The 22,060-nt window shown below is 63.5% G+C and carries 20 protein-coding genes; 11 read left to right on the forward strand and 9 right to left on the reverse strand.

What is annotated here, in order from left to right:
* Window positions 1–219 precede the first annotated feature (219 nt).
* The 3 genes from ATC00_RS08075 to ATC00_RS08085 all read left to right on the forward strand — a co-directional run bounded on the left by ATC00_RS08075 (window position 220) and on the right by ATC00_RS08085 (window position 1,602).
* The gene (locus ATC00_RS08075; RefSeq protein WP_064252476.1) at window positions 220–936 is read left to right on the forward strand and encodes an AzlC family ABC transporter permease; all 717 of its coding nucleotides are present in this window, start codon (window positions 220–222) and stop codon (window positions 934–936) included.
* A gap of 3 nt (window positions 937–939) precedes the next feature.
* The gene (locus tag ATC00_RS08080) at window positions 940–1,248 is read left to right on the forward strand and encodes an AzlD family protein (protein WP_037386922.1); all 309 of its coding nucleotides are present in this window, start codon (window positions 940–942) and stop codon (window positions 1,246–1,248) included.
* Window positions 1,249–1,362: 114 nt separating this feature from the next.
* Entirely contained in the window at window positions 1,363–1,602 is a 240-nt protein-coding gene (locus ATC00_RS08085) for a hypothetical protein (RefSeq protein ID WP_037386920.1), read from the forward strand.
* A gap of 237 nt (window positions 1,603–1,839) precedes the next feature.
* Here the strand turns inward: ATC00_RS08085 and ATC00_RS08090 are convergent, their stop codons facing one another.
* The 4 genes from ATC00_RS08090 to ATC00_RS32895 form a co-directional block, all read right to left on the reverse strand.
* Window positions 1,840–3,675, reverse strand: coding sequence for an aminopeptidase P family protein (locus tag ATC00_RS08090; protein WP_064252477.1), 1,836 nt, complete (start codon window positions 3,673–3,675; stop codon window positions 1,840–1,842).
* Window positions 3,676–4,191: 516 nt separating this feature from the next.
* Complete coding sequence (locus tag ATC00_RS08095) at window positions 4,192–5,067, reverse strand: 50S ribosomal protein L11 methyltransferase (protein WP_064252478.1); 876 nt, start codon at window positions 5,065–5,067, stop codon at window positions 4,192–4,194.
* A gap of 119 nt (window positions 5,068–5,186) precedes the next feature.
* Complete coding sequence (locus ATC00_RS08100) at window positions 5,187–5,786, reverse strand: SCO family protein (RefSeq protein ID WP_037387288.1); 600 nt, start codon at window positions 5,784–5,786, stop codon at window positions 5,187–5,189.
* Between the two features lie 147 nt (window positions 5,787–5,933).
* A complete protein-coding gene (locus tag ATC00_RS32895) occupies window positions 5,934–6,092 on the reverse strand; it encodes a hypothetical protein (RefSeq protein WP_037386914.1) in 159 nt (52 codons plus the stop codon).
* Window positions 6,093–6,338: 246 nt separating this feature from the next.
* Here ATC00_RS32895 and ATC00_RS08105 point away from each other — a divergent pair, with 246 nt between their 5' ends.
* From ATC00_RS08105 to ATC00_RS08120, 4 genes are all read left to right on the forward strand, one after another.
* Window positions 6,339–8,417, forward strand: a complete 2,079-nt coding sequence (locus tag ATC00_RS08105; protein ID WP_037386909.1) for a methyl-accepting chemotaxis protein — start codon at window positions 6,339–6,341, stop codon at window positions 8,415–8,417.
* Window positions 8,418–8,419: 2 nt separating this feature from the next.
* Window positions 8,420–8,884: a chemotaxis protein CheW gene (locus ATC00_RS08110; protein ID WP_012708610.1), complete on the forward strand. Its 465-nt coding sequence runs from the start codon at window positions 8,420–8,422 to the stop codon at window positions 8,882–8,884.
* A gap of 245 nt (window positions 8,885–9,129) precedes the next feature.
* Complete coding sequence (locus ATC00_RS08115; protein WP_037386907.1) at window positions 9,130–9,513, forward strand: hypothetical protein; 384 nt, start codon at window positions 9,130–9,132, stop codon at window positions 9,511–9,513.
* A gap of 297 nt (window positions 9,514–9,810) precedes the next feature.
* Complete coding sequence (locus ATC00_RS08120; protein WP_037387285.1) at window positions 9,811–10,113, forward strand: hypothetical protein; 303 nt, start codon at window positions 9,811–9,813, stop codon at window positions 10,111–10,113.
* A 65-nt stretch (window positions 10,114–10,178) separates the two neighbouring features.
* On the opposite strand, the gene ATC00_RS08125 is transcribed toward ATC00_RS08120, so the two are convergent.
* Together ATC00_RS08125 and ATC00_RS08130 are read right to left on the reverse strand one after the other, a co-directional pair.
* Window positions 10,179–10,679, reverse strand: a complete 501-nt coding sequence (locus ATC00_RS08125) for a CreA family protein (protein WP_064252479.1) — start codon at window positions 10,677–10,679, stop codon at window positions 10,179–10,181.
* A gap of 84 nt (window positions 10,680–10,763) precedes the next feature.
* Entirely contained in the window at window positions 10,764–11,999 is a 1,236-nt protein-coding gene (locus ATC00_RS08130; protein WP_064252480.1) for a GGDEF domain-containing protein, read from the reverse strand.
* 282 nt (window positions 12,000–12,281) lie between these two features.
* Between ATC00_RS08130 and ATC00_RS08135 the strand changes: the two genes are divergently transcribed.
* The gene (locus tag ATC00_RS08135) at window positions 12,282–12,974 is read left to right on the forward strand and encodes a phosphoribosyltransferase (protein WP_037386901.1); all 693 of its coding nucleotides are present in this window, start codon (window positions 12,282–12,284) and stop codon (window positions 12,972–12,974) included.
* A gap of 90 nt (window positions 12,975–13,064) precedes the next feature.
* Complete coding sequence (locus ATC00_RS08140; protein WP_064252481.1) at window positions 13,065–13,526, forward strand: GNAT family N-acetyltransferase; 462 nt, start codon at window positions 13,065–13,067, stop codon at window positions 13,524–13,526.
* Window positions 13,527–13,536: 10 nt separating this feature from the next.
* Here the strand turns inward: ATC00_RS08140 and ATC00_RS08145 are convergent, their stop codons facing one another.
* From ATC00_RS08145 to ATC00_RS08155, 3 genes are all read right to left on the reverse strand, one after another.
* The gene (locus ATC00_RS08145; RefSeq protein WP_064252521.1) at window positions 13,537–16,110 is read right to left on the reverse strand and encodes an ATP-dependent helicase; all 2,574 of its coding nucleotides are present in this window, start codon (window positions 16,108–16,110) and stop codon (window positions 13,537–13,539) included.
* A 127-nt stretch (window positions 16,111–16,237) separates the two neighbouring features.
* The gene (locus ATC00_RS08150; protein WP_037386896.1) at window positions 16,238–16,648 is read right to left on the reverse strand and encodes a carboxymuconolactone decarboxylase family protein; all 411 of its coding nucleotides are present in this window, start codon (window positions 16,646–16,648) and stop codon (window positions 16,238–16,240) included.
* A gap of 20 nt (window positions 16,649–16,668) precedes the next feature.
* A complete protein-coding gene (locus ATC00_RS08155; protein WP_037386894.1) occupies window positions 16,669–17,490 on the reverse strand; it encodes a cyclase family protein in 822 nt (273 codons plus the stop codon).
* 257 nt (window positions 17,491–17,747) lie between these two features.
* Between ATC00_RS08155 and ATC00_RS08160 the strand changes: the two genes are divergently transcribed.
* The gene (locus tag ATC00_RS08160) at window positions 17,748–18,938 is read left to right on the forward strand and encodes an efflux RND transporter periplasmic adaptor subunit (protein WP_037386892.1); all 1,191 of its coding nucleotides are present in this window, start codon (window positions 17,748–17,750) and stop codon (window positions 18,936–18,938) included.
* Window positions 18,935–22,060, forward strand: a complete 3,126-nt coding sequence (locus tag ATC00_RS08165) for an efflux RND transporter permease subunit (RefSeq protein ID WP_037386890.1) — start codon at window positions 18,935–18,937, stop codon at window positions 22,058–22,060. Before ATC00_RS08160 ends, ATC00_RS08165 begins: the two co-directional genes overlap by 4 nt.

Consider the following 22,060-nt stretch of genomic DNA (forward strand, 5'->3'; position numbering starts at 1 on the left):
TCAGGGTCGCGATGCGCATCCGCTTCTCGGCGATGAGAGTCGTCCACGGCGCAGACGCTGCGTGGCTGGGTATCTGTGGCGAGCAATGATCCCAACCATCATAAAATTCAATCTGTGCATCAGTGTAATTGAATTGTAGCGGCTTCACTGAGGGCCTATCTGTCCCGCACGAAGAGCTTGCGAGTGCCGCTCGCGTCGGGCTCCGACCGGAGGAAATCCATGGACAGAGACGAGTTCCGCCAGGGCCTGCGCGGCGGCTTCCCGATCATGGTGGCGGCATCGCCTTTCGGCGCCTTGTTTGGGGCGCTCGCCGTCGACAACGGCTTTACGATCGCCGATGCGGTGTTCATGAGCGCCATGGTCTATGCCGGCGCCAGCCAGATGGTCGGCATCGAATTGTTCGGCAACAATGTCCAGCCTTGGCTGGTGGTGCTGTCGGTCTTCGCCGTCAACTTCCGGCACGTGCTCTATTCGGCTTCGATCGCCAGGCACATCCGCCACTTCACGCCGGTCCAGAAGTTCTTCGCCTTCTTCCTGCTGATCGATCCGCAATATGCGGAAAGCGAAAGACGGGCCGAGCGCGGGCTCCCGGTCAGCTTTTCCTGGTATCTCGGCTTCGGCCTGATCATCTATTTACCCTGGCTCATCACCACGGCAATAGGGGCTGTCTTCGGGCAGTTGATCGGCGATCCGAGGGTTATCGGCATCGACGTGCTCTTGCCGATCTATTTCCTTGGGCTCGTACTCGGCTTCCGCAAGCGCGACCGTTTCCTGCCCGTTGTCGCGGCCAGCGCGGTCGCCTCGGTTGCGGCGATGCACTTCGTCGGTTCGCCCTGGCATGTGAGCATCGGCGCGCTTGCCGGCGTCCTGCTTGCCGCGTGCTTGCCGCAGGATCGGCAGCCAAGTGAAATGGCTGCGATCGAAAGGGAGGCCTGAGCCGTGGACGCACAGCACCTCACCCTGATCTATCTGATCATCGCCGCGGCGGTCGCGACGTTCGCCACGCGGGTCGGCGGCTACGTGTTGATCACGCAGCTGAAGCACATCCCCCCACGCCTCGAGGCGGCGCTGAACGCCGTGCCGGCGGCCGTGCTGACGACGCTCGTGGCACCTGCCTTCGTCTATGGGGGCTTCGACGTGGCCGCTTCGATGTTCGTCGCCTTTGCCGCGGGCCTCCGCTTCTCGACGCTGCGGATGCTGCTCGCCGGCTGGGTCGTGGTGATGGCGATCCGCCACCTGATCCTGTGACGCGTCGCAACATCCTTTGGGTTGCGCGACGGTGCATTGGCGCCGGCACCATCCTGGACTATCATTCCTTCAATGCCGGAGAGGCATGAGCCCTTCGGCGGTGGAGGAGCGACAATGATTACCAGGATCACGATTGCCCTTATGCTGGCGCTCGCGCCTATGACCGCCTTCGCCAACCAATGCCCGTCGATGATGGCCGCAATCGACGCCGCCATGCCGAACGCCTCGCTTTCCGAAGCTGACATGGCCAAGGTTAAGGAACTGCGCGCGCAGGGCGAGCAATTGCACCAGGCCGGCGATCATGCCGGTTCGGAGGCAGCCCTCGGCGAAGCAAAGAAAATGCTCGGAATCTGAGAGAGAAGCCGGGCTCGTCCCGGCTTTTCAGCTTCCGCCCCAGGATCGCTGAGGCGGAAAATTCCGAGATTTGCTCATAATCCAGTAAAATTCTCGGGTTACGCGCGAGGGCCAGGGTGCATATAACGGCGTTGTTGGTTGAGACATCAAACCTCCCAACGGAGGCCCGGCTGCCCCCCTGTAGCCCCAGCCCACGCCGCCGGGCCTCCCTATCGACCTCTCACCTATCCAACTCATTCAACGTGAAACGGCTTCCGTTGCGGCCTTCAGCCACTGGCGCGTTTCCTCGCCGACAATGAGCGGCATCAGCTTTTCCCGCGTCGCGGCATGATAATCGTTCAGCCAGGCAAGTTCCTCGTCGCTCAAGAGGGCCGGCAGCACGAGCCGGCGATCGATCGGGCAATGGGTTAGCGTGTCGAAGCCGAGCATCGGCAGATCGCCGCCGGCGATTTCTACGGCGTCCCGGATGACGACGAGGTTTTCGATGCGAATGCCAAAGGCGCCGGGGCGGTAGTAGCCGGGCTCATTGGAAAGGATCATGCCTGGCAGGAGTTCCTGGGTGGCAAGCCGGGCGATCCGCTGCGGGCCCTCGTGAACCGAGAGGTAGGAGCCGACTCCATGGCCGGTGCCGTGCGCATAGTCGGCCCCCGCCTTCCAGAGCGCGATGCGGGCGAGGGGATCGAGATCGACACCGCGGGACCCCTTGGGGAAGCGCGCCGTGCTGATTGCGACCATGCCCTTCAGCACCAGGGTGAAGAAGCGCTTCTGCTCTTCCGGCACGGCACCGATCGCGACGGTGCGGGTGATGTCGGTCGTGCCGTTGATGTATTGCGCCCCCGAGTCGATCAGGAACATGGTTCCCGCCTCGATCGGCCGGTCGGTGTCGATGGTGACGCGGTAGTGCATGATCGCGGCATGCGAGCCGGCGCCAGCGATCGTGTCGAAGGAAATATCCTTCAACGGGTTCTGCATGCGCTCGCCGACTGCGGCGCGCACCGCCTCCAATTTCTTCGTCGCACCGATTTCCGTGACGCTGCCGGGCTGCGTCCCATCGAGCCATGCCAGGAATTCGACCATTGCCGCGCCGTCCTGCAGGTGCGCGCGCAGCGACCCCGCGATCTCTGCAGCGTTCTTGCGGGCCCGCGGCAGGCGGACGGGATCGGTGGCCTCGATCATGGCACCGCCTCTCGAACGGACCAGTTCGCCGATGGCGAAGGGAGCGAGATCCGGATCGATCATGATCGCCGCGCCGCTCGCGGCGAGCGATGCGAGCCGATCGTCGAAATCGCCGGGGGGCAGCATATCCGCAAGCTGGGTCAGATAGGCTTCCTGTTCGATCCCGGTCTTGCGCTTGTCGAGAAAGAGCTCGGCGCGACCGTTCGCATGAATGACGGCGCGGGCCAGGGGATGCGGTGTGTGCGGTACGTCGCTGCCGCGAATGTTGAACGTCCAGGCGACGGAGGAGGGGTCGGTCAATACCACGGCGGCCGCCTTGGCCTTTTCGACCGTCGCGGCGATCGCGGCGATCTTGTCCTTGGCCAATTGACCCGCATGCTCGATCGGCTGGATCGTCACGCGGCCGAGGGGAGCCACGGGCCTGTCGGTCCAGAGCCGGTCGAGCGGATTGTGGTCGAGGAAAACGAGCGCGCCGCCGATCGCCGTAAGCGCCTTTTCGAGCCGGCGGACCTCCGCCGCGGTGTGCAGCCAGGGATCGATGCCGAGACGAAACCCCTTCGGCGCATGCGCCTCCAGCCAGACATGCGGCGGCTCTCCAACGAGATCGCCGCCGGTAAAGACACTGCCGTCGACCTGCTCCTTCAACTGCGTCACGTAACGTCCGTCGACGAAAACGACCGCTTCACGCTGCGTGATGAGGGCGACGCCTGCCGATCCGGTAAAGCCGGTCAGCCAGGAGAGCCGTTCGGACGTGGCCGGCACATATTCGCCCTGAAATTCGTCGGCGCGCGGCACGAGGAAGCCGTCAATGCCGAGCGGCGCAAAAGCGGCACGGAGCGCGGTGGCCCGCTCCTTGCCGAACTGGGGCGTGGAGGTCACGTCGAAGGACTGAAACATGATTAAATCCAATAGGGTTTGGCGGAGAGCCGCGGGGGGGAGGTGGCGCCATGTTAGCGGAAAGGGCGCTGCGGGGGAAAGAGGCGACATCCTGCCATGAGCAACGGACGGAGCGGCCGGCGGCCCCTCCATTTATCATACATATGCGCCGTCTGCATGGCTCCCATGCGCCATTGTATCTTTCTCTATTGAAATAATAGGGTATAAGGGCGCCAACGAACACGGACGAAGGTCCGGCAGTTCAAACGACTGCAGTTCCGAGATAATTGGTCATCTGTTCTCCTCCTCCCTCAAGGTGGCCAATTTCGGAGCGGTAGAGCCCGCTTGAGCGCTCCTCCTCCTCAAGCTCGCGGGCATGGTCGGTCACAAGCCGGCCAGCAGGCGATGCTCCGGCATCGCCTTTGTTTCGAAAAGGCCGCCCGCCATGATGGCTCGGGCGGCCTTTTCGCTTTTGGGCGCCGAGCAGTTGGAAAGATGAGGCGCCGCCCGTAGCGGGGCGCTTTTTGCGGCCAAAACCTATTTCGTCAGGTGGATCGTCACCCAGCCGTTTCGCCAGAGTGTGCGCACATGCCTGAGCCGCTGGCCGTTATAGGCGGCGAGCACTTTCCAGCGCTGCTCGGCGAGGATACCGGAAAGGATGACCGAGCCGCCTGGGGCGAGATTGGCGACGAGTTCGGGTGCCATCTTCATCAGCGGTCGCGCCAGAATATTGGCAATAATGAGATCGAAGGGCGAGTGAGCGCCGAAGGCGGTCGAGTGAAAGCCGGGCGCGGTCGCGAAGGTCAGGCCGGCGACGACGCCGTTGCGGCGGGCATTCTCACGCGCTACGCGGGTTGCGACCGGATCGATGTCGGTCGCAAGTCCCGGCACATGCAGGAGCTTCCAGGCGGCAATCGCCAGCACACCGCTTCCGGTGCCGAGATCCAGGACGTTGCCAATGCGTCGCGAGCGCGCCACGGAGGCAAGCATTTCCAGGCAGCCGGCGGTCGTGCCGTGGTGGCCGGTGCCGAAGGCCTGCCCGGCATCGATTTCGATGGCGATCTCGCCGGTCTTCACCTTGTCCCGATCATGGGAGCCGTGGACCACGAAACGGCCGGCGCGCACTGGTGCGAGGCCTTCCAGCGACTTGGCGATCCAGTCGATCTCCGGCAGCACCTCGCGCTCGATAGGTAGATGGGAGAATTCGGTGGCCAGCGCATCGGCAAGGCGGGATCTGACGCTCTCCTCTTCGTCCGCCATCATGTAGACGGACGCTTCCCAGACGTCGCGCTTCTCGTCGATTTCCATCGTCGCAACGGCATAACCCTCGTCTTCGAAGACCATGCTGATGACGTCGAGAACGGCTGCCGCCTGCTTCTCGGTTGTGGTGACGAAAAGACGTATCGCGCTCAAGGTTCTTCCCTTCGGCCTTCGCGTGCTTCGATCGGGCGCGCGGGCTCCGCCGCTAGCATGATTGGCCCACAAACGCAAAGCGCCGGGTGACCGGCGCTTTCTGGGTTATGGAACTGCCCTCAACCCCTTACGAGGTTTTCGAGCTTCTTGACGGCGGTTTCGGGGTTTTCGCCATAGGAGATCGTGCCGCTGAACTTTCCGTCGGCGTCGATCAGGAAGACCGAAGCCGTATGGTCCATGGTGTAGTCGCCATCAGGCTTCGCCTCGTCGACCGGGACCTTCTTGAAGTAGACCCGGTAGCCCTTGGCCATTTCGAGGACCTTGTCCGGCGGGCCGGAAATGCCGGTGATGCGCTTCGACACGTTGGAGACGTACTGGCCGAGGATCTCCGGCGTATCGCGTTCCGGATCGACTGTGATGAAATAGGCCTGTAGCTTCTTGCCCTCCGGATCGACCTTTTCAAGCCAGCCGTTCATTTCGAACAGCGTCGTCGGGCAGACTTCCGGGCAATGGGTGAAGCCGAAGAAGAGGGCGGTCGGCTTGCCGGCGAACGCCTTCTCGGTGATCGGCTGGCCGTTCTGGGCGACCAGCGTGAAGGGTACGCCGAAGGGGCCGGACGACGCCTGTTGCTTCGGCTGGGTCATGTCGTAAGTGAGCCAGCCCAGGAGCGTCACCATGACGAGGATGGCTGCCCAAAGGGCGATGCGGATTGACTTCATCATTGCCACCGGCCTGTTGTGGCCGATCGCCGGCCGTCGCTGAACATGGAGGCTTTGATAGCGTGTCGTCACAGTTGGCGCAAAGGCCCAATTGCCGCAGGCGTTTCGCTTCAGCGTTGGAAGGTTATTTGCGCCTCGCGCTCTTTTCTAGAAGCACCAGGAGACGCCCGTTTCTGCGAGCCCGAGAAAAATATCCGCTCCATAGGCAAGCCAGCCCCGGAAAGCAAATAGCCCGACGAGCGCAAAGGCGCCCGTGAAAAGGGTCAGCACGAGGGGAGAAAGCGATCTGTTCGTATCCGTGCGCATGAGGCGATCATAGCATCACAAAACGGCAAGAAAAGAGGCGGCCCGATCGAGGCTCTTCAAGGAAATGGGGACCATGTATTAGCGATTGTTTAAGGTCTCTTTGACACTGTCGGCTGACGCGGAGGAGTGCCACCACTTCGATATGACATGAGGTCATCCGGTTGATCGAGCCCGGCTATCCGCATCGATCGCAACGGAGGACCGCGCTCGCATCGGGCAGGTCCATTGCCACGGACGGCCACTTAGATGACCACGTCTCCCTCCGAAACGCGCACCCTTTCCGTCAGCCAGCGGCTGGCGACGCTCGCAGCTGCGGCCTTTCTCGGTTTTGGCTGTGTGCTCGGGGTCGGCTTTTACCAGAACAGTCGCTCCGAAGCCGCCCTCGAGAAGGCGATCATCGCCGAGAAAGGCATGAAAACCGCCGAGGACATGCGGTTTGCGAGTGTCGAACTGGTGCTGAACGCGATGGATACGATCATCGACCGCGAGGAGGGCCGCATCCAGCCGGAACGGGCAGCGCAGATAAAGGAGTCGCTCGCCCTGCTCGACGCAAAGATGCCCGACCTCGATGCCTTGGCGCGGCTGCTGGGCAAATCCGGGCAGCTCGCGAGTTTCGGAGCCGATCTTGCCGCACTCCGCAAGGCGATCGAAGTCGACTTGAAGAAACTGGTCGAGGACGGCGCTCCGACCGAGGAATTCGCTCGGCTTGACGACGCGATCGACGGCGGCGGCGAGCGCATGAATGTCCTCCTGACTGAAATCACCGATGCCGCGGCCCGCCTCGCCACGGAGCGCACCGAGGAAGCGCGTGTTGCTTCGAGCAACGCGCTCACGTTGCAAACCGCCGTGGGCATCCTGATCATGGGCGGCATGCTCGGGCTGATCTGGTTCCACGGAAACGCGCTTCGCCGGGGCATCCTCGGGCTGCGCGACAGCATGCAGCGCATCCACTCCGGCGACCTGACATCGGCCGTCGCCGCGCTCGACCGCAGCGACGAGATCGGCGAGATGGCTCGCTCGGTTGACCTGTTCCGGGCCGCCGCTATGGAAAAGCGCTCCCTCGAACAGCATGCCGCCGCAAACCGTAACGAGATGGAAAAGGACCGCGAACGCCAGGCTGCGGAGCGCGATCAGGTGGTCGGTCGCATCAAGGCGGCGGTGGACGCTCTCGGCCGGGCGCTCAATCAACTTGCCGAAGGCAACCTCGCAGTATCGATCCGCGAGCCGTTCGAGGAGGGACTCGACACGCTCCGGCGCGACTTCAACAACACGGTCGAACGGCTGAGCCATGTTCTGGGCAATGTAAAGGAGAACGTGGTCTCGATCGACGCCAATGGCCGGCAGATGCGCAGCGCCGCCGACGATCTGGCGCGGCGGACGGAACGGCAGGCGGCATCGCTCGAGCAGACATCGGCTGCTCTCGAAGAGATCACGGTCACCGTCAAGACGGCGACCGACCGGGCCGAAGAGGCAAGCCGCATGGTCGGCGAGACGCGCGTCAATGCCGAGGAATCGGGGCGCATCGTCGGCGAGGCTATCTCCGCCATGGCCCGTATCGAGGGGGCGTCCAACGAGATCGGCAAGATCATCAACGTCATCGACGAGATCGCCTTCCAGACGAACCTGCTGGCGCTCAACGCTGGCGTAGAGGCGGCGCGGGCCGGCGAGGCCGGCAAGGGCTTTGCCGTCGTCGCCCAGGAGGTCCGCGAACTCGCGCAACGGGCGGCGGGTGCGGCGAAGGACATCAAGGCGCTGGTCACGCGCTCCGGCACCGAGGTCGAAACCGGCGTCAAGCTGGTCCAGGCGACCGGCGATGCGCTCGGCCGAATCGGCGCGAACGTCGTGCGCATCAACGAACACATGAGCTCGATCGTACAGGCGGCGCGCGAGCAGTCGACCGGCCTCCACGAGATAAATACGGCGGTCGGCCAGCTCGACCAGATGACGCAGCAGAACGCCGCCATGGTCGAACAGACCAATGCGGCGAGCCACACGCTGGCTCAGGATGCCGAGAAGCTCAGCGATATCCTCAGCCAGTTCCGCAACGGGCAGGTCAGCGAAAAGACGATGCGGGCCGCCGCTCCTGCAGCGGCAGCGCCGTCGATCAAGGCAAGTGCGACGGGCTCGAACATGCAGACCGGTGCACGCAAGTCAGCGGCCGCCAAGCCCGTTGCGCTCCATCAGCCGGCAGCTGCGCAGGCATCCACCCGTCCGGCTCCATCTCCCGCCAAAGCCCTGATGGGCAAGCTGGCGGGCGCTTTCGGCAACACATCGGCCGCCGTACCCTCCGTCACGGCCTCCGGTGACAATTGGGAAGAATTCTGATCATGAGCAACGCAATCAAGCAGTCCGGCGCCTATCTCGAAATCGTCTCCTTCCACCTCGGAGACCAGGAATTCTGCATCGACATCATGGCGATCCGCGAAATCCGCGGCTGGGCACCGGTGACGCCGATGCCGCATACGCCGCCCTACGTGCTCGGCCTCATCAACCTGCGCGGCGCGGTGATCCCCGTCATCGACATGGCGTGCCGGCTCGGCATGAAAATGACGGAGCCCTCGGAGCGTTCGGCGATCATCGTCACCGACATCGCCGGCAAGCTCGTCGGCCTCCTGGTCGAGCAGGTTTCGGACATGATGACGATCCGCAGCGAAGACCTGCAGCCGGCGCCGGAAATCATTCCGGAGGCACAACGTGCCTTCTGCCGCGGCATCGTCGCGCTCGAGAAGTCGATGGTTTGCTTCCTCAACCTCGATACCGTCATCGCCGACGAGCTGGCCCAGGCCGCCTAGACCCGGACGCTCGTATAGGCAACACCAAAAGGGCCCGCGAGAGCGGGCCCTTTTGCGTTACGACGAGGAGCCGGTAGGTCCGGCTCGGGGCAAAGACGCAGATAACGGGAGGTATTGACGGTCGCGTGCAGGAACACCTGCACGGCAACCGAGTTATGAAAGGTGCAGCGTCGGTGAGGAGACCTTATATTGTTAGTCGCAGCTTCCGTTGAAGTCGGATGCTGAAACGGACAAGGAGCAATGCCATGAGAGTTTCTCCAAGAACTTCATTCGCCGCATTTGTCCTCTCGTTCGCTCTTGCCGGAGCCGCCGCACCCTCCTTTGCGAACGGCTTCTATCAAGGCATCGACCCGCATCATCCGCCGGGAACGCAGAACAGAGGGTCGGTATACGTCCCCATGGTGGAGAGCCCGTATTACGTCGATCGCGGCGTCTATGTCGATCCGGCGCCGACCGGCAGCATCTACGTCGACCCGGCACCGACCGGCAGCATCTATGTCGAGCCGGTGCCGATGGGCATCTACGGCGGATCGCCCTCTCAAGTTCGCGAGCGCTACGAGAACGAGTACCAGGGCGGCGGTCAGGGCGACTACTACCAGGGCATCATCCCTCCGGCTCCGGTCCCCTGAGCGATAGGAGCCGGCAAACGGCCGTCCGCGCTCTGCGATCGACGTGAGCGCCGGCGCGGCTTTGCCGGCCGTGGACGGGAGCTCGCGGCGCCGAGGCCCGTCACGGCGTCAAGTTAAAGTTGCTTAATCTCCATCACGGTTGCAGGAGCAATCGTGACGAAACATTGACTGTGCGGAGGAAGCCAAGGCTCCGAAAGGTGTTATGCTGGTAACAGCAGCATTCGTTAGGAGGCCCTATGCTGCCGTGTTGCATCCGTCAGGAGGCGAGGATGCTGAATGGAGATAGGAGCTAAGGCCATGAGATTTTCTCTAAAAACATCATTCGCCGCATTTGTCTTCTCGTCCGCGCTTGCCGGTGTTGCCGCACCCGCCTTTGCGGACAGCTATTACCAAGGCATAGACCCGCATAACCCTCCGGGGACGCAGAACAATACGCGCGTGTTGATGCCTCGTAGCACCACTCCGTCGAACGTTGACGTCATGCCCACGGGCAGTATCGATGGTCAGCGTATGTCCCCGATGAGAGGCGTTTCCTATGGGGAAAGATACCAGGCAGGCGAGGGCCAGTACTATCGGGGCATCATCCCGCCGACACCCTGAGGCGGTTCAATCAGGCCCCATGAGGGCCGGCTTGCACACTGCCGCCGCAATCGCGGCGGCAGTGCTTATTGGGGACGGCCCTTTTCCCAGGTGACGGTCTGGCCGAAGAGCGGAACGGTGGTGATCGACATCTTGGCCGACCCGTCGGTCAATTGGCGCGAATGGGCAAGATAGATCAAAGTGTCGTTCGCCTTGTCGTAGATGCGGGTCACCAGCAGATCCTTCCAGATCAGCGACAGGCCGGAACGGAAGACTTCCTCTCCCTCGTTCGACAGATCTATATCGCCGATGCTGATCGGACCGGTCTGGCGGCAGGCGATCGAATTGTTCGAGGGGTCCTCGAACCAGTTGCCGTTCTTCAGGCGGTCGATGACGCTGCGATCGAAATAGGTGACGTGGCAGGTGACACCGTTGACCTTTGGGTCGCGCACGGCGTCGATCTTGATATCGTTGCCGAGCCAGTCGACGCCAACTTTGCCCACCGTCTCTGCGCGAGCAGGCGGAGCGGCCGTGGCGGTCAATGCCAGAGCGGCGGCGAGGAGCAGGGTGCGGGTGCGGCGAGACATGGGATCCTCCAACGAGCAGCACCGTTCACATAGGTGGCAGCGCCGGCGATGCAAGATGTCGCGGGGCCGCTTCGCCTGCGCCGCTCATGCGCTGTGGCGCAATCGATCCTGGTGAGGGACGTCGGCCTGTCGCAATTGGGCGGCGGCGGCTGCCAGCGCCCGGGCGCTAGCATCGATTTGGCGATGCTTGGCGATGGAGCAGCGATCTCGGCCATCGGCCTTGGAATCGTAGAGTGCCAAGTCCGCGCGGATCATGACATCCATGATCGTGTCGCCGGGTGCCGCTGCGGCGATGCCGATGCTGACCGTCAAGCGGATGCGCTGATGCGCCCGCCCGAAGGGCGTGTCGCGCACGGCGCGGCAGATCGCTTCGGCGACGGCTGCCGCCTGCTCTTCCGTATGCTCCGGCAGCACGATGCCGAATTCCTCGCCGCCAATACGCCCGAAGATGCCGCGTCCATCGAGGAATGCGGAAACGGTCGTGACGAAATGGGCGAGCGCCATGTCGCCGCAGGCGTGACCGTAGTGGTCATTGATCTGCTTGAAATAATCGAGGTCGAGCTGGAGGAAGGCCGCCGGTCGATGATCGGCAAGGCACTGGGCGATCGTTCGTTCACCGTCCTCGATGAGTGCTCTGCGCGACAGAGCGCCGGTCAGGGGGTCACGTGCGAGCATCGTCTTCAGATCGGAGATGACGCGGTTCTCGATCGTCAGGATCACCGCGACGAAAAGAGCGGGGAGGAAGAATATCTGCAGAAAGGCAAACGAGAATTCGAAGAGGAGCGATAGAGGGGAAGCGGAGAGGTCAGGGGAGGCCTCGGGTGCGGACCCGACGGCGTGAATGAGCCCGGCAAAGGCGAATGTCAGAAGGCCGGTGAAGCCAGCTCGCAAAGCCCGTTTGTCCTTAATCCGTCCATCAACAATCGGGAGGCCGATGACGACGAGGAGAGCCGCGCCGCAGCCGGCGATAACGATCATGCGCTCGCTGAAGCTGTCCTGACTGCCCGCATCGACGAGAAGGCCCGCCGCAGCGGCGAATGCGAGCGTTGCCGAGAAGCCGATCGAGTCGGATTGCTCGGCGAGCCGGCGAAAACCGACAAAGAGCGCGAAGACGGCAAATATCAGCACCGCATGACCGGGCATCGCGACCAGCGGAAAGCCGCGTGCTGTTGCCGCCATCAGCAGTGCCGTTGCAATCGCCGATAGTGTGCAGGCGATCGAGAATTCCCGGGCGCCGGTCTTTTCGGAGCTTTGCAGTCGTAGAAGGGCGGGCAATAGTGCAAAAAGCGCAATGACCGATAGGGCAGGCAAAATGCTCATTTCGAAACGGCCTGTCGTGCTAAAATGAAGCGGATGGCTTTCGGGATAGCGGTATGCGTGAACAAATTCGTAGCGGCGCCGTGTTAACGAAGGCCGGCTAAATTCGCTGCAATTTGAGCGTTCTGTGTTTCTCGCAGTGGTTGCGGCAGGAATTTTCGTCGGGCCATCCGGCCGGATCCGGGAGGACGCGGTTTTCGGACGATTCTTGTGGCTTGGGGGCCCGAGCGCCTCCCGTGATGTGCATCGGTTCAACCTGTCAGACTATGGTCCGGAGTGTGCTCCATGTTGGATGAGAGACCTTGCTTTGCAGACCGGATCGACGCAGGCCGAAGGCTCGGTGCGGCGATCGCAAGCGAGGGCATTGCCGAGCCATTGGTGATGGCGCTGCCGCGCGGCGGCGTGCCGGTCGCATTCGAGGTGGCGAAGATCCTCGGTGCTCCGCTCGAATTGCTGATCGTGAGGAAGATCGGTGCTCCCGGACAGGCCGAGTTCGGCCTCGGCGCGCTCGTCGATGGCGACGAACCGCAACTGGTGCTCAACGCCGAGGCGATGCGCCTCGTCAAACCGTCACGGGAATATATCGAGGCTGAGGTAGCGCGTCAGCGCCTCGAACTGGAGCGCCGCCGGGAACTTTACCTTGGCGACCGGGCGCGCATTTCGCCGGAAAAGCGCAAGGTCGTCCTCGTCGACGACGGGATTGCCACCGGCGGCACGGTGAGGGCCGCGGTTCAGGCGCTCCGGAAGGCCGGCGCTGCGGTACTTGTCGTGGCCGTCCCGGTGGCTCCGCCGAGTGCGATCGCCGGCCTCCGCCGCCAAGTAGACCGGGTCGTCTGCCTCGCAACGCCGCATCCCTTTCATGCGGTCAGCATCTATTATGACGATTTCGAGCAAACCACCGACGCCGAGGTGATCGCGCTGATGAGGCGCGCGAAAGGAGAAAGCGCAGCAAGGGCCCCTTCGGATGAAAATCAGTGATCAACGGCATGCGGCTGCCAGATAATAGACCTTGCCGAAATCAAAGGTTATGCTGGCGCCCCCGCAACGGCCTTTCCGGTGGGTTCGACGATGAGTGAAAACCTTTCCATCCGCCCGGTCGTCCGGGGCGACTATGACCAGTGGCTGCTGCTTTGGGAGGGCTACAACGCCTTTTACGGACGCTCGGGCGAAGCCGCACTCGCTCCCGACATCACCCATATGACCTGGTCGCGCTTCTTCGATGCCTATGAACCCATGCATGCCCTGGTTGCCGAGAACAAGGGCCGGCTGGTCGGGCTCACGCACTTCATCTTTCACCGCACCACCACGGCGATCCAACCGAATTGCTATCTCCAGGACCTCTTCATCAACGAGGCGGCGCGCGGGAAAGGCGTCGGCGAGGCGCTCATCAACGGGGTTTTCGACGCAGCAAGGCGTGCAGGCACCTCGCGCGTTTACTGGCTGACCCACGAGACGAACGTCAAGTCGATGCGGCTCTACGACAAGGTGGCCGAGAAGTCCGGCTTCGTGATGTACCGGATGGTGATCTGAGGGTGCCGCTTCACACCCGCTCCACAAACCCATCCAGCACGCGCTTCTGACCGGCGCGGTCGAAATCGATCGTCAGTTTGTTGCCTTCGACCGCGGCGATGTTGCCATTGCCGAATTTCATGTGGAAGACCCGGTCGCCGACACTGAAACGCGAGGGTTCGGCGGTCGTCGACTTGGCGACGAGTTCGCCCTCGATGGTGCGGGTACGGGGACCTGACTCGCCGTAGCCGATGCGTTCGACCGCGTGGCCGGAGCGGCTGCCCCAATTGTCGCGGGTGGCATCCGAGCGGTGTTGCTGGGCGCGCTTCCAGCCGGGCGTCTGGTAGCTGTTCTCGAACGGGTCGGCCTTGTCGAAACGGGATTGGCCGTAGCCGCCGCGATTGTAGCCGCCATAGGAGACGTCCTGCTCGGCGACCTCGACATGGTCGACCGGCAGTTCGTCGAGGAAGCGCGACGGCATTGTCGACTGCCAGAGGCCGTGAATGCGGCGGTTCGAGACGAACCAGATGTGGCAGCGGCGTTTGGCGCGGGTGATGCCGACATAGGCGAGGCGGCGTTCCTCCTCGAGACCGGCGCGCCCACCTTCGTCGAGTGCGCGCTGGTGGGGAAAGAGACCTTCTTCCCAGCCCGGCAGGAAGACGGTGTCGAATTCCAGGCCCTTCGCCGAATGCAGCGTCATGATCGACACGGCGTCCATGTCCTCGTTCTGCTCGGCATCCATGACGAGCGCGACATGCTCCAGGAAGCCGCGCATCGATTCGAAGGCTTCCATCGAGCGGATGAGTTCCTTGAGGTTTTCAAGCCGTCCCGGGGCTTCGGCCGACTTGTCGGCCTGCCACATCGCCGTATAGCCGCTCTCGTCTAGGATCTGCTCGGCCAGCTCCGTATGCGGCGTCGTTTCGAGCAGGGTCTGCCAACGGCGGAAATCGGTGACGACGTCGAACAGTGCCTTGCGCGCCTTCGGCTTCAACTCGTCGGTCTCGATGATCTCGGTTGCGGCGGCGAGCATCGGGATGTCGCGGGCGCGGGCATAGTCGTGCAGGTTGCGGACGGTGGTGTCGCCCAGGCCGCGCTTCGGCGTGTTGACGATGCGCTCGAAGGCGAGGTCGTCGGCCGGTTGGCAGACGAGGCGGAAATAGGCCATGGCATCGCGGATTTCGAGGCGCTCGTAGAAACGCGGGCCGCCGATGACGCGATAATTGAGGCCGAGGGTGACGAAGCGGTCTTCGAACTCGCGCATCTGGAAGGAGGCACGCACCAGGATCGCGATGTCGTTCAGATTGTGCTTCTTGCGCTGGAGCTGCTCGATCTCCTCGCCGACGGCGCGGGCTTCCTCTTCGGAATCCCAGGCGGCGTGCACATGCACCTTCTCGTCGTCCGGGTGGCTGCGCTCGGTGAACAGCGTCTTGCCGAGCCGGCCCTCATTGTGGGCGATCAGATGCGCGGCGGTGCCGAGGATATGCTCGGTCGAGCGATAGTTGCGCTCGAGCTTGATGACCTTGGCGCCGGGAAAATCCTTCTCGAAGCGGAGGATGTTGTCGACCTCGGCGCCGCGCCAGCCATAGATCGACTGGTCGTCGTCGCCGACGCAGCAAATATTTATTTGCTGCCGTCTGTTTGCGTTCACGCTGTCGCCGCTTGCGCGGCTGCGCTCCGCGGGGGCGGACGAAACGTCGTCCGGCCAGCCTTGGCTGGCTCGCGCTTCGCCCGCAGGCGTTTCTCTCACGACGGCCTTGCCGCTCTGCGGCCGCTGCGCCAAGAGCCGCAGCCACATATATTGCGCCGTGTTGGTATCCTGGTACTCGTCGACGAGGATATAGCGGAACTTGTCGTGATAATCCTTGAGCACGTCCGGATTGGCGCGGAACATGCGGATCGGATGCAGCAGCAGGTCGCCGAAGTCGCAGGCGTTCAGCGTCACCAAGCGGTTCTGGTAGGCGGCGTAGAGCTCGCGGCCCTTGCCGTTGGCGAAGGCGCGGGCGTCGCCCTCGGGGATATGCGCCGGATCGAGGCCCTTGTTCTTCCAGGTGTCGATCATGCCGGCGAATTGCTTGGCCGGCCAGCGCTTGTCGTCCAGCCCTTCGGCCTGGATGAGCTGCTTGATCAGCCGGACCACGTCGTCGGTGTCGAGAATGGTGAAATCGGATCTCAGCCCCACGAGCTCGGCATGGCGGCGCAAGAGCTTGACGCCGATCGAGTGGAAGGTGCCGAGCCAGGGCATGCCTTCGACCGCATGGCCGACAAGCACGCCGATACGCTCCTTCATCTCGCGCGCTGCCTTGTTGGTGAAGGTCACGGCGAGGATCTGCGAGGGATAGGCGCGGCCGGTCGACAGGATATGGGCGATGCGGGTGGTCAGCACGCGCGTCTTGCCGGTGCCGGCACCGGCAAGCACGAGCACCGGGCCCTCCAGCGTTTCGACGGCGTCGCGTTGTTCCGGGTTGAGACCGGAGAGATAGTCCGGCCGCTGCGCCTTGTCGCGGGCGGCCATGGCGCGCGCCGCGATGCCGCCGGCGGCAGGGGCGGGTTTGCGCGGCGCCGGCTCCTCGTCGAAGAAGGGAATGTCGTCGAAACCTTTGCTCATGCGGCCCAATGTAGTGATTCGGGACCGAAAGGCCAGAAAGGATGTTCCTCTTTTATTCCGGAGTCTCGTCGGATTTCGGCAAGCCTGTGGAAAGACAGGCGTTTTCAGCGCTTGGGTTTCGATGTCGCTATCGTTCGGCCGCGGCGTCGAAGGCCGCATCGACCGGAACCTGCAGCGCGGTCGCCAGCTGGTTGGTCTTGGCGGCTAGCGAGATGACGCGCAGCAGATCGGCATGCTCGGCTTCGCTCATCCCCTTTGCCTTGGCGGCGGCGGTGTGTGAGTGGATGCAATAGCCGCAGCCATTGCTGACGGAAACGGCGATATAGAGCATCTCCTTTACCAGCGGATCGAGCGGCGAGGGCGTCGCCATCACCGCCTTGACCTCCGCCCACGTGCGTTCCAGGAGACCGGGGTCGAAGGCGAGCCACAGCCACATATTGTTGATGAAGTCAGATTTCCGCGTGGCGCGGATGTCGTCGAAAACCGCCTTGACGCGCGGGTTTGATTCCGGGTCGGAGGGCGGTGCAACGGTGCTCATGATGCTTCCTTCCGATGGTTCTAAACGAGGGCGAAGACGCGTGCCGGCCCGCCGGTGCCGCCGCGATGCTTCGGCGCGCCGAGAACCAGAGTGGCGCCCTTGGCCGGTAGCTTGTCGAGATTGGCGGCGGCCTCCAGTCCCCAGCGGCCCTCCGGCAGCCAGGCGCGGTGGGTGGCAAAGTCAGGCGATATGCCGTGATCGAGCGAGAGCGTGTCGACGGCAATGCCGGCAGCCTTCGTTTCCTCGAGCAGAAACTTGGCTGCGTCGGGATGGAAGCCGGGGAAGTGCAGCTTGCCCTCGGCGTCGGCATTGCGGAAGTTGTCCGTGCCGAGATGGGCTCCCCAGCCGGATAGCATGGCGACGCAGGCGTTCTCCGGAAGGTCGCCATTGGCGGCGATCCATGCCTTGATGTCCTCGGGTGTGACCTGCGCGTCCGGGTCGGCTGCCGCCTTCTCGCGAATGTCGACGATGCAGAGCGGCACGACGAGTTTCTCGATCGGCAGTTCGGCGACCGAGAGGCCGTCCGCGGAGAAATGCAGCGGCGCATCGACATGGGTGCCGGTATGTTCGTTCACCCGGAGCTCGAACAGGTTGAAAGTATGTTCGGCAAAGTTGAACTTCTGCTCGCGAAAGAACTGCTGCTGGCCGAAGAAGGTCGGAAACTCCTCGTGGAGTTCATGGGTGAGATCGGTGACGCTGGCGTGGCCGGCGGCAAGCGCCGGCGGCGCGATCCCCATGCCGGTGGCCGCGACGCCTGCCGAGGCGACAGCGGCGGCGCGGAAGAAGCTGCGCCGCGACAACATCTGCTGCTTTACCGATTCGATCACGCATGCATCGCACATGTGCTTTCTCCCCGCTTTTTCAACGTCCGGTTACATGAGGCAGAATAGCCGAGCCGCAGCGGCTGTAAACAGCGATCGTTGAGCCCTCGCAGGCGGGGGCGCCATGATGCGGTCAACAAATTCTGCTTTCATTACAAATGCGTAATGATGGCGTTCCGAGATTGCCCGAAGGCGCGCAAATAACGATACTTGCGACAAATCGGGAGGTTCCGCCGGTACGCGCCGCGCTGGAGCGCGTATCTTATTCGGAGACATGAATGCGCTTTTTGAAGCAACTGGCGGTCAGCCTCGTCGTTCTCGTCGTCGGGGGCGCCGCTTGGGTGCGCTTTGCCCCAGGAGCGGGTGAAACGCTCGGGGCGATCGGTGTTTCGCATCCGCTGATTGATGCGCTCTCTGGATCTGAGGGCGGCGAGGGCGCCGGCAGGCAGCGCAGCGGCGGACGCGGAGAAGGTGCGCGCGGCTTCTCCGACGCGGCGCTCGTGGTCGTCAGGCCGGCTGAGAGCGCGATCGTCAACAACAGGCTGAACGCCATCGGCAATGGCGAGGCGATCCGCTCGGTGACCGTGACGCCCGCTTCCACGGGCAATCTGACGGAAATCCTGGTAAAATCCGGCGACAGGATCGAGGAGGGCCAGGTGATCGCGCGGCTCGACAGCGACGAGCAGATGATTGCCGCCGAGCAGGCTAGGCTGACGCGCGACAGCGCCTCGGAAAAGGTCGAGCGCTACCGCAATCTCGGAACGGCCCGCGCGGTTACTGCGGTCGAGATCCGCGACGCCGAGATCGCCATGCAGGCCGCCGAACTGGCGCTGAGGACGGCTGAGCTCGATCTCAAGCGGCGCGACGTCGTGGCGCCTTCGAAGGGCATCGTCGGCATTATCACCGTCAATGTCGGCGACTACGTCACAACGTCGACGCCGATCGCCGTCGTCGATGACCGGTCGCAGATCCTGGTCGATTTCTGGGTGCCGGAACGTTTCGCCAGCAAGATTTCCGTGGGGCAGCCGGTCACCGCGAATGCGGTGGCGCAACCCGGCCGCCAGCTCACCGGCGCCATTCATGCGATCGACAACCGCCTCGATCAGGCAAGCCGCACGCTCCGGGTGCGGGCGCGGATCGAAAATCCGGACGACATGCTGCGTGCCGGCATGTCCTTCTCGGTCACGATGGCCTTTGACGGCGATCGCTATCCGACCGTCGACCCGCTGTCTATCCAGTGGAGCTCGGAAGGCTCCTATATCTGGCGCGTCAGCGGCGACAAGAGCGAGCGCGTGCCGATCAAGATCATCCAGCGCAATCCCGACAAGGTGCTGGTCGAGGCGCAGATCGCCGAGGGTGACCGCATCGTCACCGAGGGTGTGCAGCGGCTTCGCGACGGCGGCGCGGTGCGCATAGCCGGAGAGGCAAGCCCCGAACGCGAGCAGAAGGTGGCGGGGGACGCGCAATGAACATCGGCATTGGCGGTCACCCCGGCGGGCAGGGCGGCAAGACCGGCTTTACCGCGCTCTTTATCCGACGGCCGATTTTCGCACTCGTCGTCAACATGCTGATCGTGGTCGCGGGGCTTGCCGCCTGGAACGGCATCGAGATCCGCGAGCTGCCTCAGGTCGACCAGCCGGTCATATCGGTGACGACGGAGTTCGAGGGCGCCTCGCCCGAGACCATCGATCGCGAGGTGACCTCGGTAATCGAAGGTGCGGTGTCGCGCGTCCAGGGCATCAAGGGCATTTCCTCGTCATCGTCCTTCGGCCGCAGCCGCGTCACGCTCGAATTTTCCGACACGACCGACATCGGCCAGGCGGCAAACGACATCCGCGATGCGCTCGGCCGGATCAGCGGCCAGTTGCCGGACGATGCGGAGGAACCGCGCATCGTCAAGGCCGATTCCGATAGCCAGCCGATCATGCGCCTGGCGCTGACCTCCGACACGATGTCGATGGAGGACATGACGCTGCTGGTCGAAAACGAGATCAGTGACCGGCTGGCGGCGGTCGAGGGCGTCGCCGATGTCACCGTCTACGGCGACCAGGAGAAGATATTCCGCATCGACCTCAACCAGGCGAAGCTCGCCGGGCGCGGCGTCACCGTCGCCAATCTGCGCGAGGCGCTGGCCAATGCCTCCTACGACGTGCCTGCGGGGTCGCTCACTAGCGCCAGCCAGGACATCTCGGTCCGTGCGACGGCCGATCTGCAGACGCCCGAGCAGTTCGAGAACCTGATCCTCGGCAGCAATGTCCGGCTTCGCGACGTGGCGACGGTGACGCTTGGCCCGGATACCGGGAGTTCGGCGCTGCGGTCGAACGGCCGCCAGGGCATCGGCCTCGGCATCATCCGCCAGGCCCAGTCGAACACCGTCGATATTTCCGAAGGCGTGCGCAAGGTGGTCGATACGATCTCCTCGGACATCCTGCCGCCGGGCACCGAACTCAAGATCACCAGCGACGATGCGGTGTTCATCAATGGCGCGATCCATGAGGTGGAGATTGCGCTCGTCGTCGCCGTCTTCATCGTCACCCTCGTCATCTATCTCTTCCTGCTCGACTGGCGCGCTACGCTGATCCCGACGATCAGCATGCCGATTGCGCTTATCGGAACGGTGGCGGCGATCTATCTCGCCGGTTTCTCGATCAACATCCTGACGCTGCTTGCGATCGTGCTGGCGACCGGCCTCGTCGTCGACGACGCGATCGTCGTGCTGGAGAATATCGTGCGCCGTCGGGCTGAGGGCTTGGGTCCGCGTGCCGCTGCCGTGCATGGCACGCTCGAGGTCTTTTTCGCAGTTCTGGCGACCACTGCGACGCTGGCGGCCGTCTTCGTGCCGCTCTCCTTCCTACCCGGTCAGACAGGCGGGCTCTTCCGCGAGTTCGGCTTCGTGCTTGCCTTCTCGATCCTGCTGTCCTCCTTCGTCTCGCTGACGCTCTGCCCAATGCTTGCCTCGCGCATGCTGACCAGCGAGGCGCATGCGCATCAGGGCCCGATGGCGCGTTTCGGCCAGCGCGCCGCGGGCTTCTACCGCGTGACGCTCCGGGCCTGCCTCAATGCACCGCTCGTCATCTTCACGGTCGCCGCCTTCTTCACCGTTGCCGGGGCGGCGGGATTCATGACGCTGAAATCGGAGCTGACGCCGAACGAGGACCGGTCGCAGGTGATGCTCCGGATCAACGCGCCGCAAGGCGTCTCGCTCGAATATACGCAGGCACAGATGCGCCGCATCGAGGAGGGCCTGCAGCCGCTCGTCAAGTCAGGCGAGGTCACCAATGTGTTTTCGATTTCCGGCCAGGGCGGTTCGGCGAATAGCGGCTTCATGGTGCTGACGCTCGCCCCCTGGGAGCAGCGTGAGCGGACCCAGCAGCAGATCGTCGCCGACATCAACAAGGTGACCGCCAAGGTTCCCTCGGTCCGCGCCTTCGCCATCCAGCCCAACAGCCTCGGCATTCGCGGCGCAGGCAGCGGCCTGCAAGTTGCCTTGGTCGGCAACGACTATACGAAGCTCGGCGATGCGGCGGCAAAATTGGTGCGGGGCATGGAAGATACCGGCCGCTTCGAAAACGTGCGGCTGAACTACGAGGCAAACCAGGCGCAATTGTCGGTGACGATCGACCGCGAGCGCGCCTCCGACCTCGGCGTCGACATCAGCGCCCTTTCCTGGGCGATGCAGGCCATGCTCGACGGCAGCAGCGTCGTCGACATCTTCGTCGAGGGCGAGGCCTATCCGGTCAAGCTGCTCTCCTCCACCACGCCGCTCAATGACCCGACCGACCTGCAGAATATCTTCGTCAAGGCCGGCGACGGTCGGATCGTGCCGATGTCGTCGATTGCGACGATCGAGGAGAAGGCCGTGGCGCCGCAGCTGGCGCGTGAATCGCAGCTCCGCGCCGTCTCGCTGTCGGCCGGCTTGAAATCCGACCTTGCCCTCGGTGAGGCGTTGACGATGGTCGAAGACATGGCCGAGCCGCTGCTGCCGCCGGGGTCGCGGGTCATGCCGCTCGCGGAAGCCGCGACCCTCGACGAGAACGCCAGCGGCCTTTTCATCACCTTCGGCTTCGCGATCGTCATCATCTTCCTGGTGTTGGCGGCGCAGTTCGAAAGCTTCGTCAGCGGCATCATCATCATGTCGACGGTGCCGCTCGGCCTCGCCTGCGCCGTCTTCGCGATGATCATGACCGGCAACACGCTGAACATCTACAGCCAGATCGGGCTGGTGATGCTGGTCGGCATCATGGCGAAGAACGGCATCCTGATCGTCGAGTTCGCCAACCAGTTGCGCGACCGCGGTCAGGACGTGCGCAGCGCCATCGAGAACGCCGCCAATATTCGCCTAAGGCCGGTGATGATGACGATGATCGCCACGATCGTCGGCGCCGTGCCGCTGGTGCTGGCGAGCGGGGCAGGCGCGGAAGCGCGCATCGCCCTCGGCTGGGTGCTTGTCGGCGGCCTTGGACTTGCGGTGATCGTGACCTTGTATCTGACCCCGGTCGCCTATCTCGTCATCGCGCGCTTCACCAAGCCGCATGCCGACGAGGAGCGCAAGCTGCACGAGGAAATGGACGCGGCGGCATTAAAAGGGTGA

It is taken from the genome of Sinorhizobium americanum (assembly GCF_001651855.1).
In the GTDB taxonomy this organism is placed as follows: Bacteria; Pseudomonadota; Alphaproteobacteria; order Rhizobiales; family Rhizobiaceae; genus Sinorhizobium; species Sinorhizobium americanum.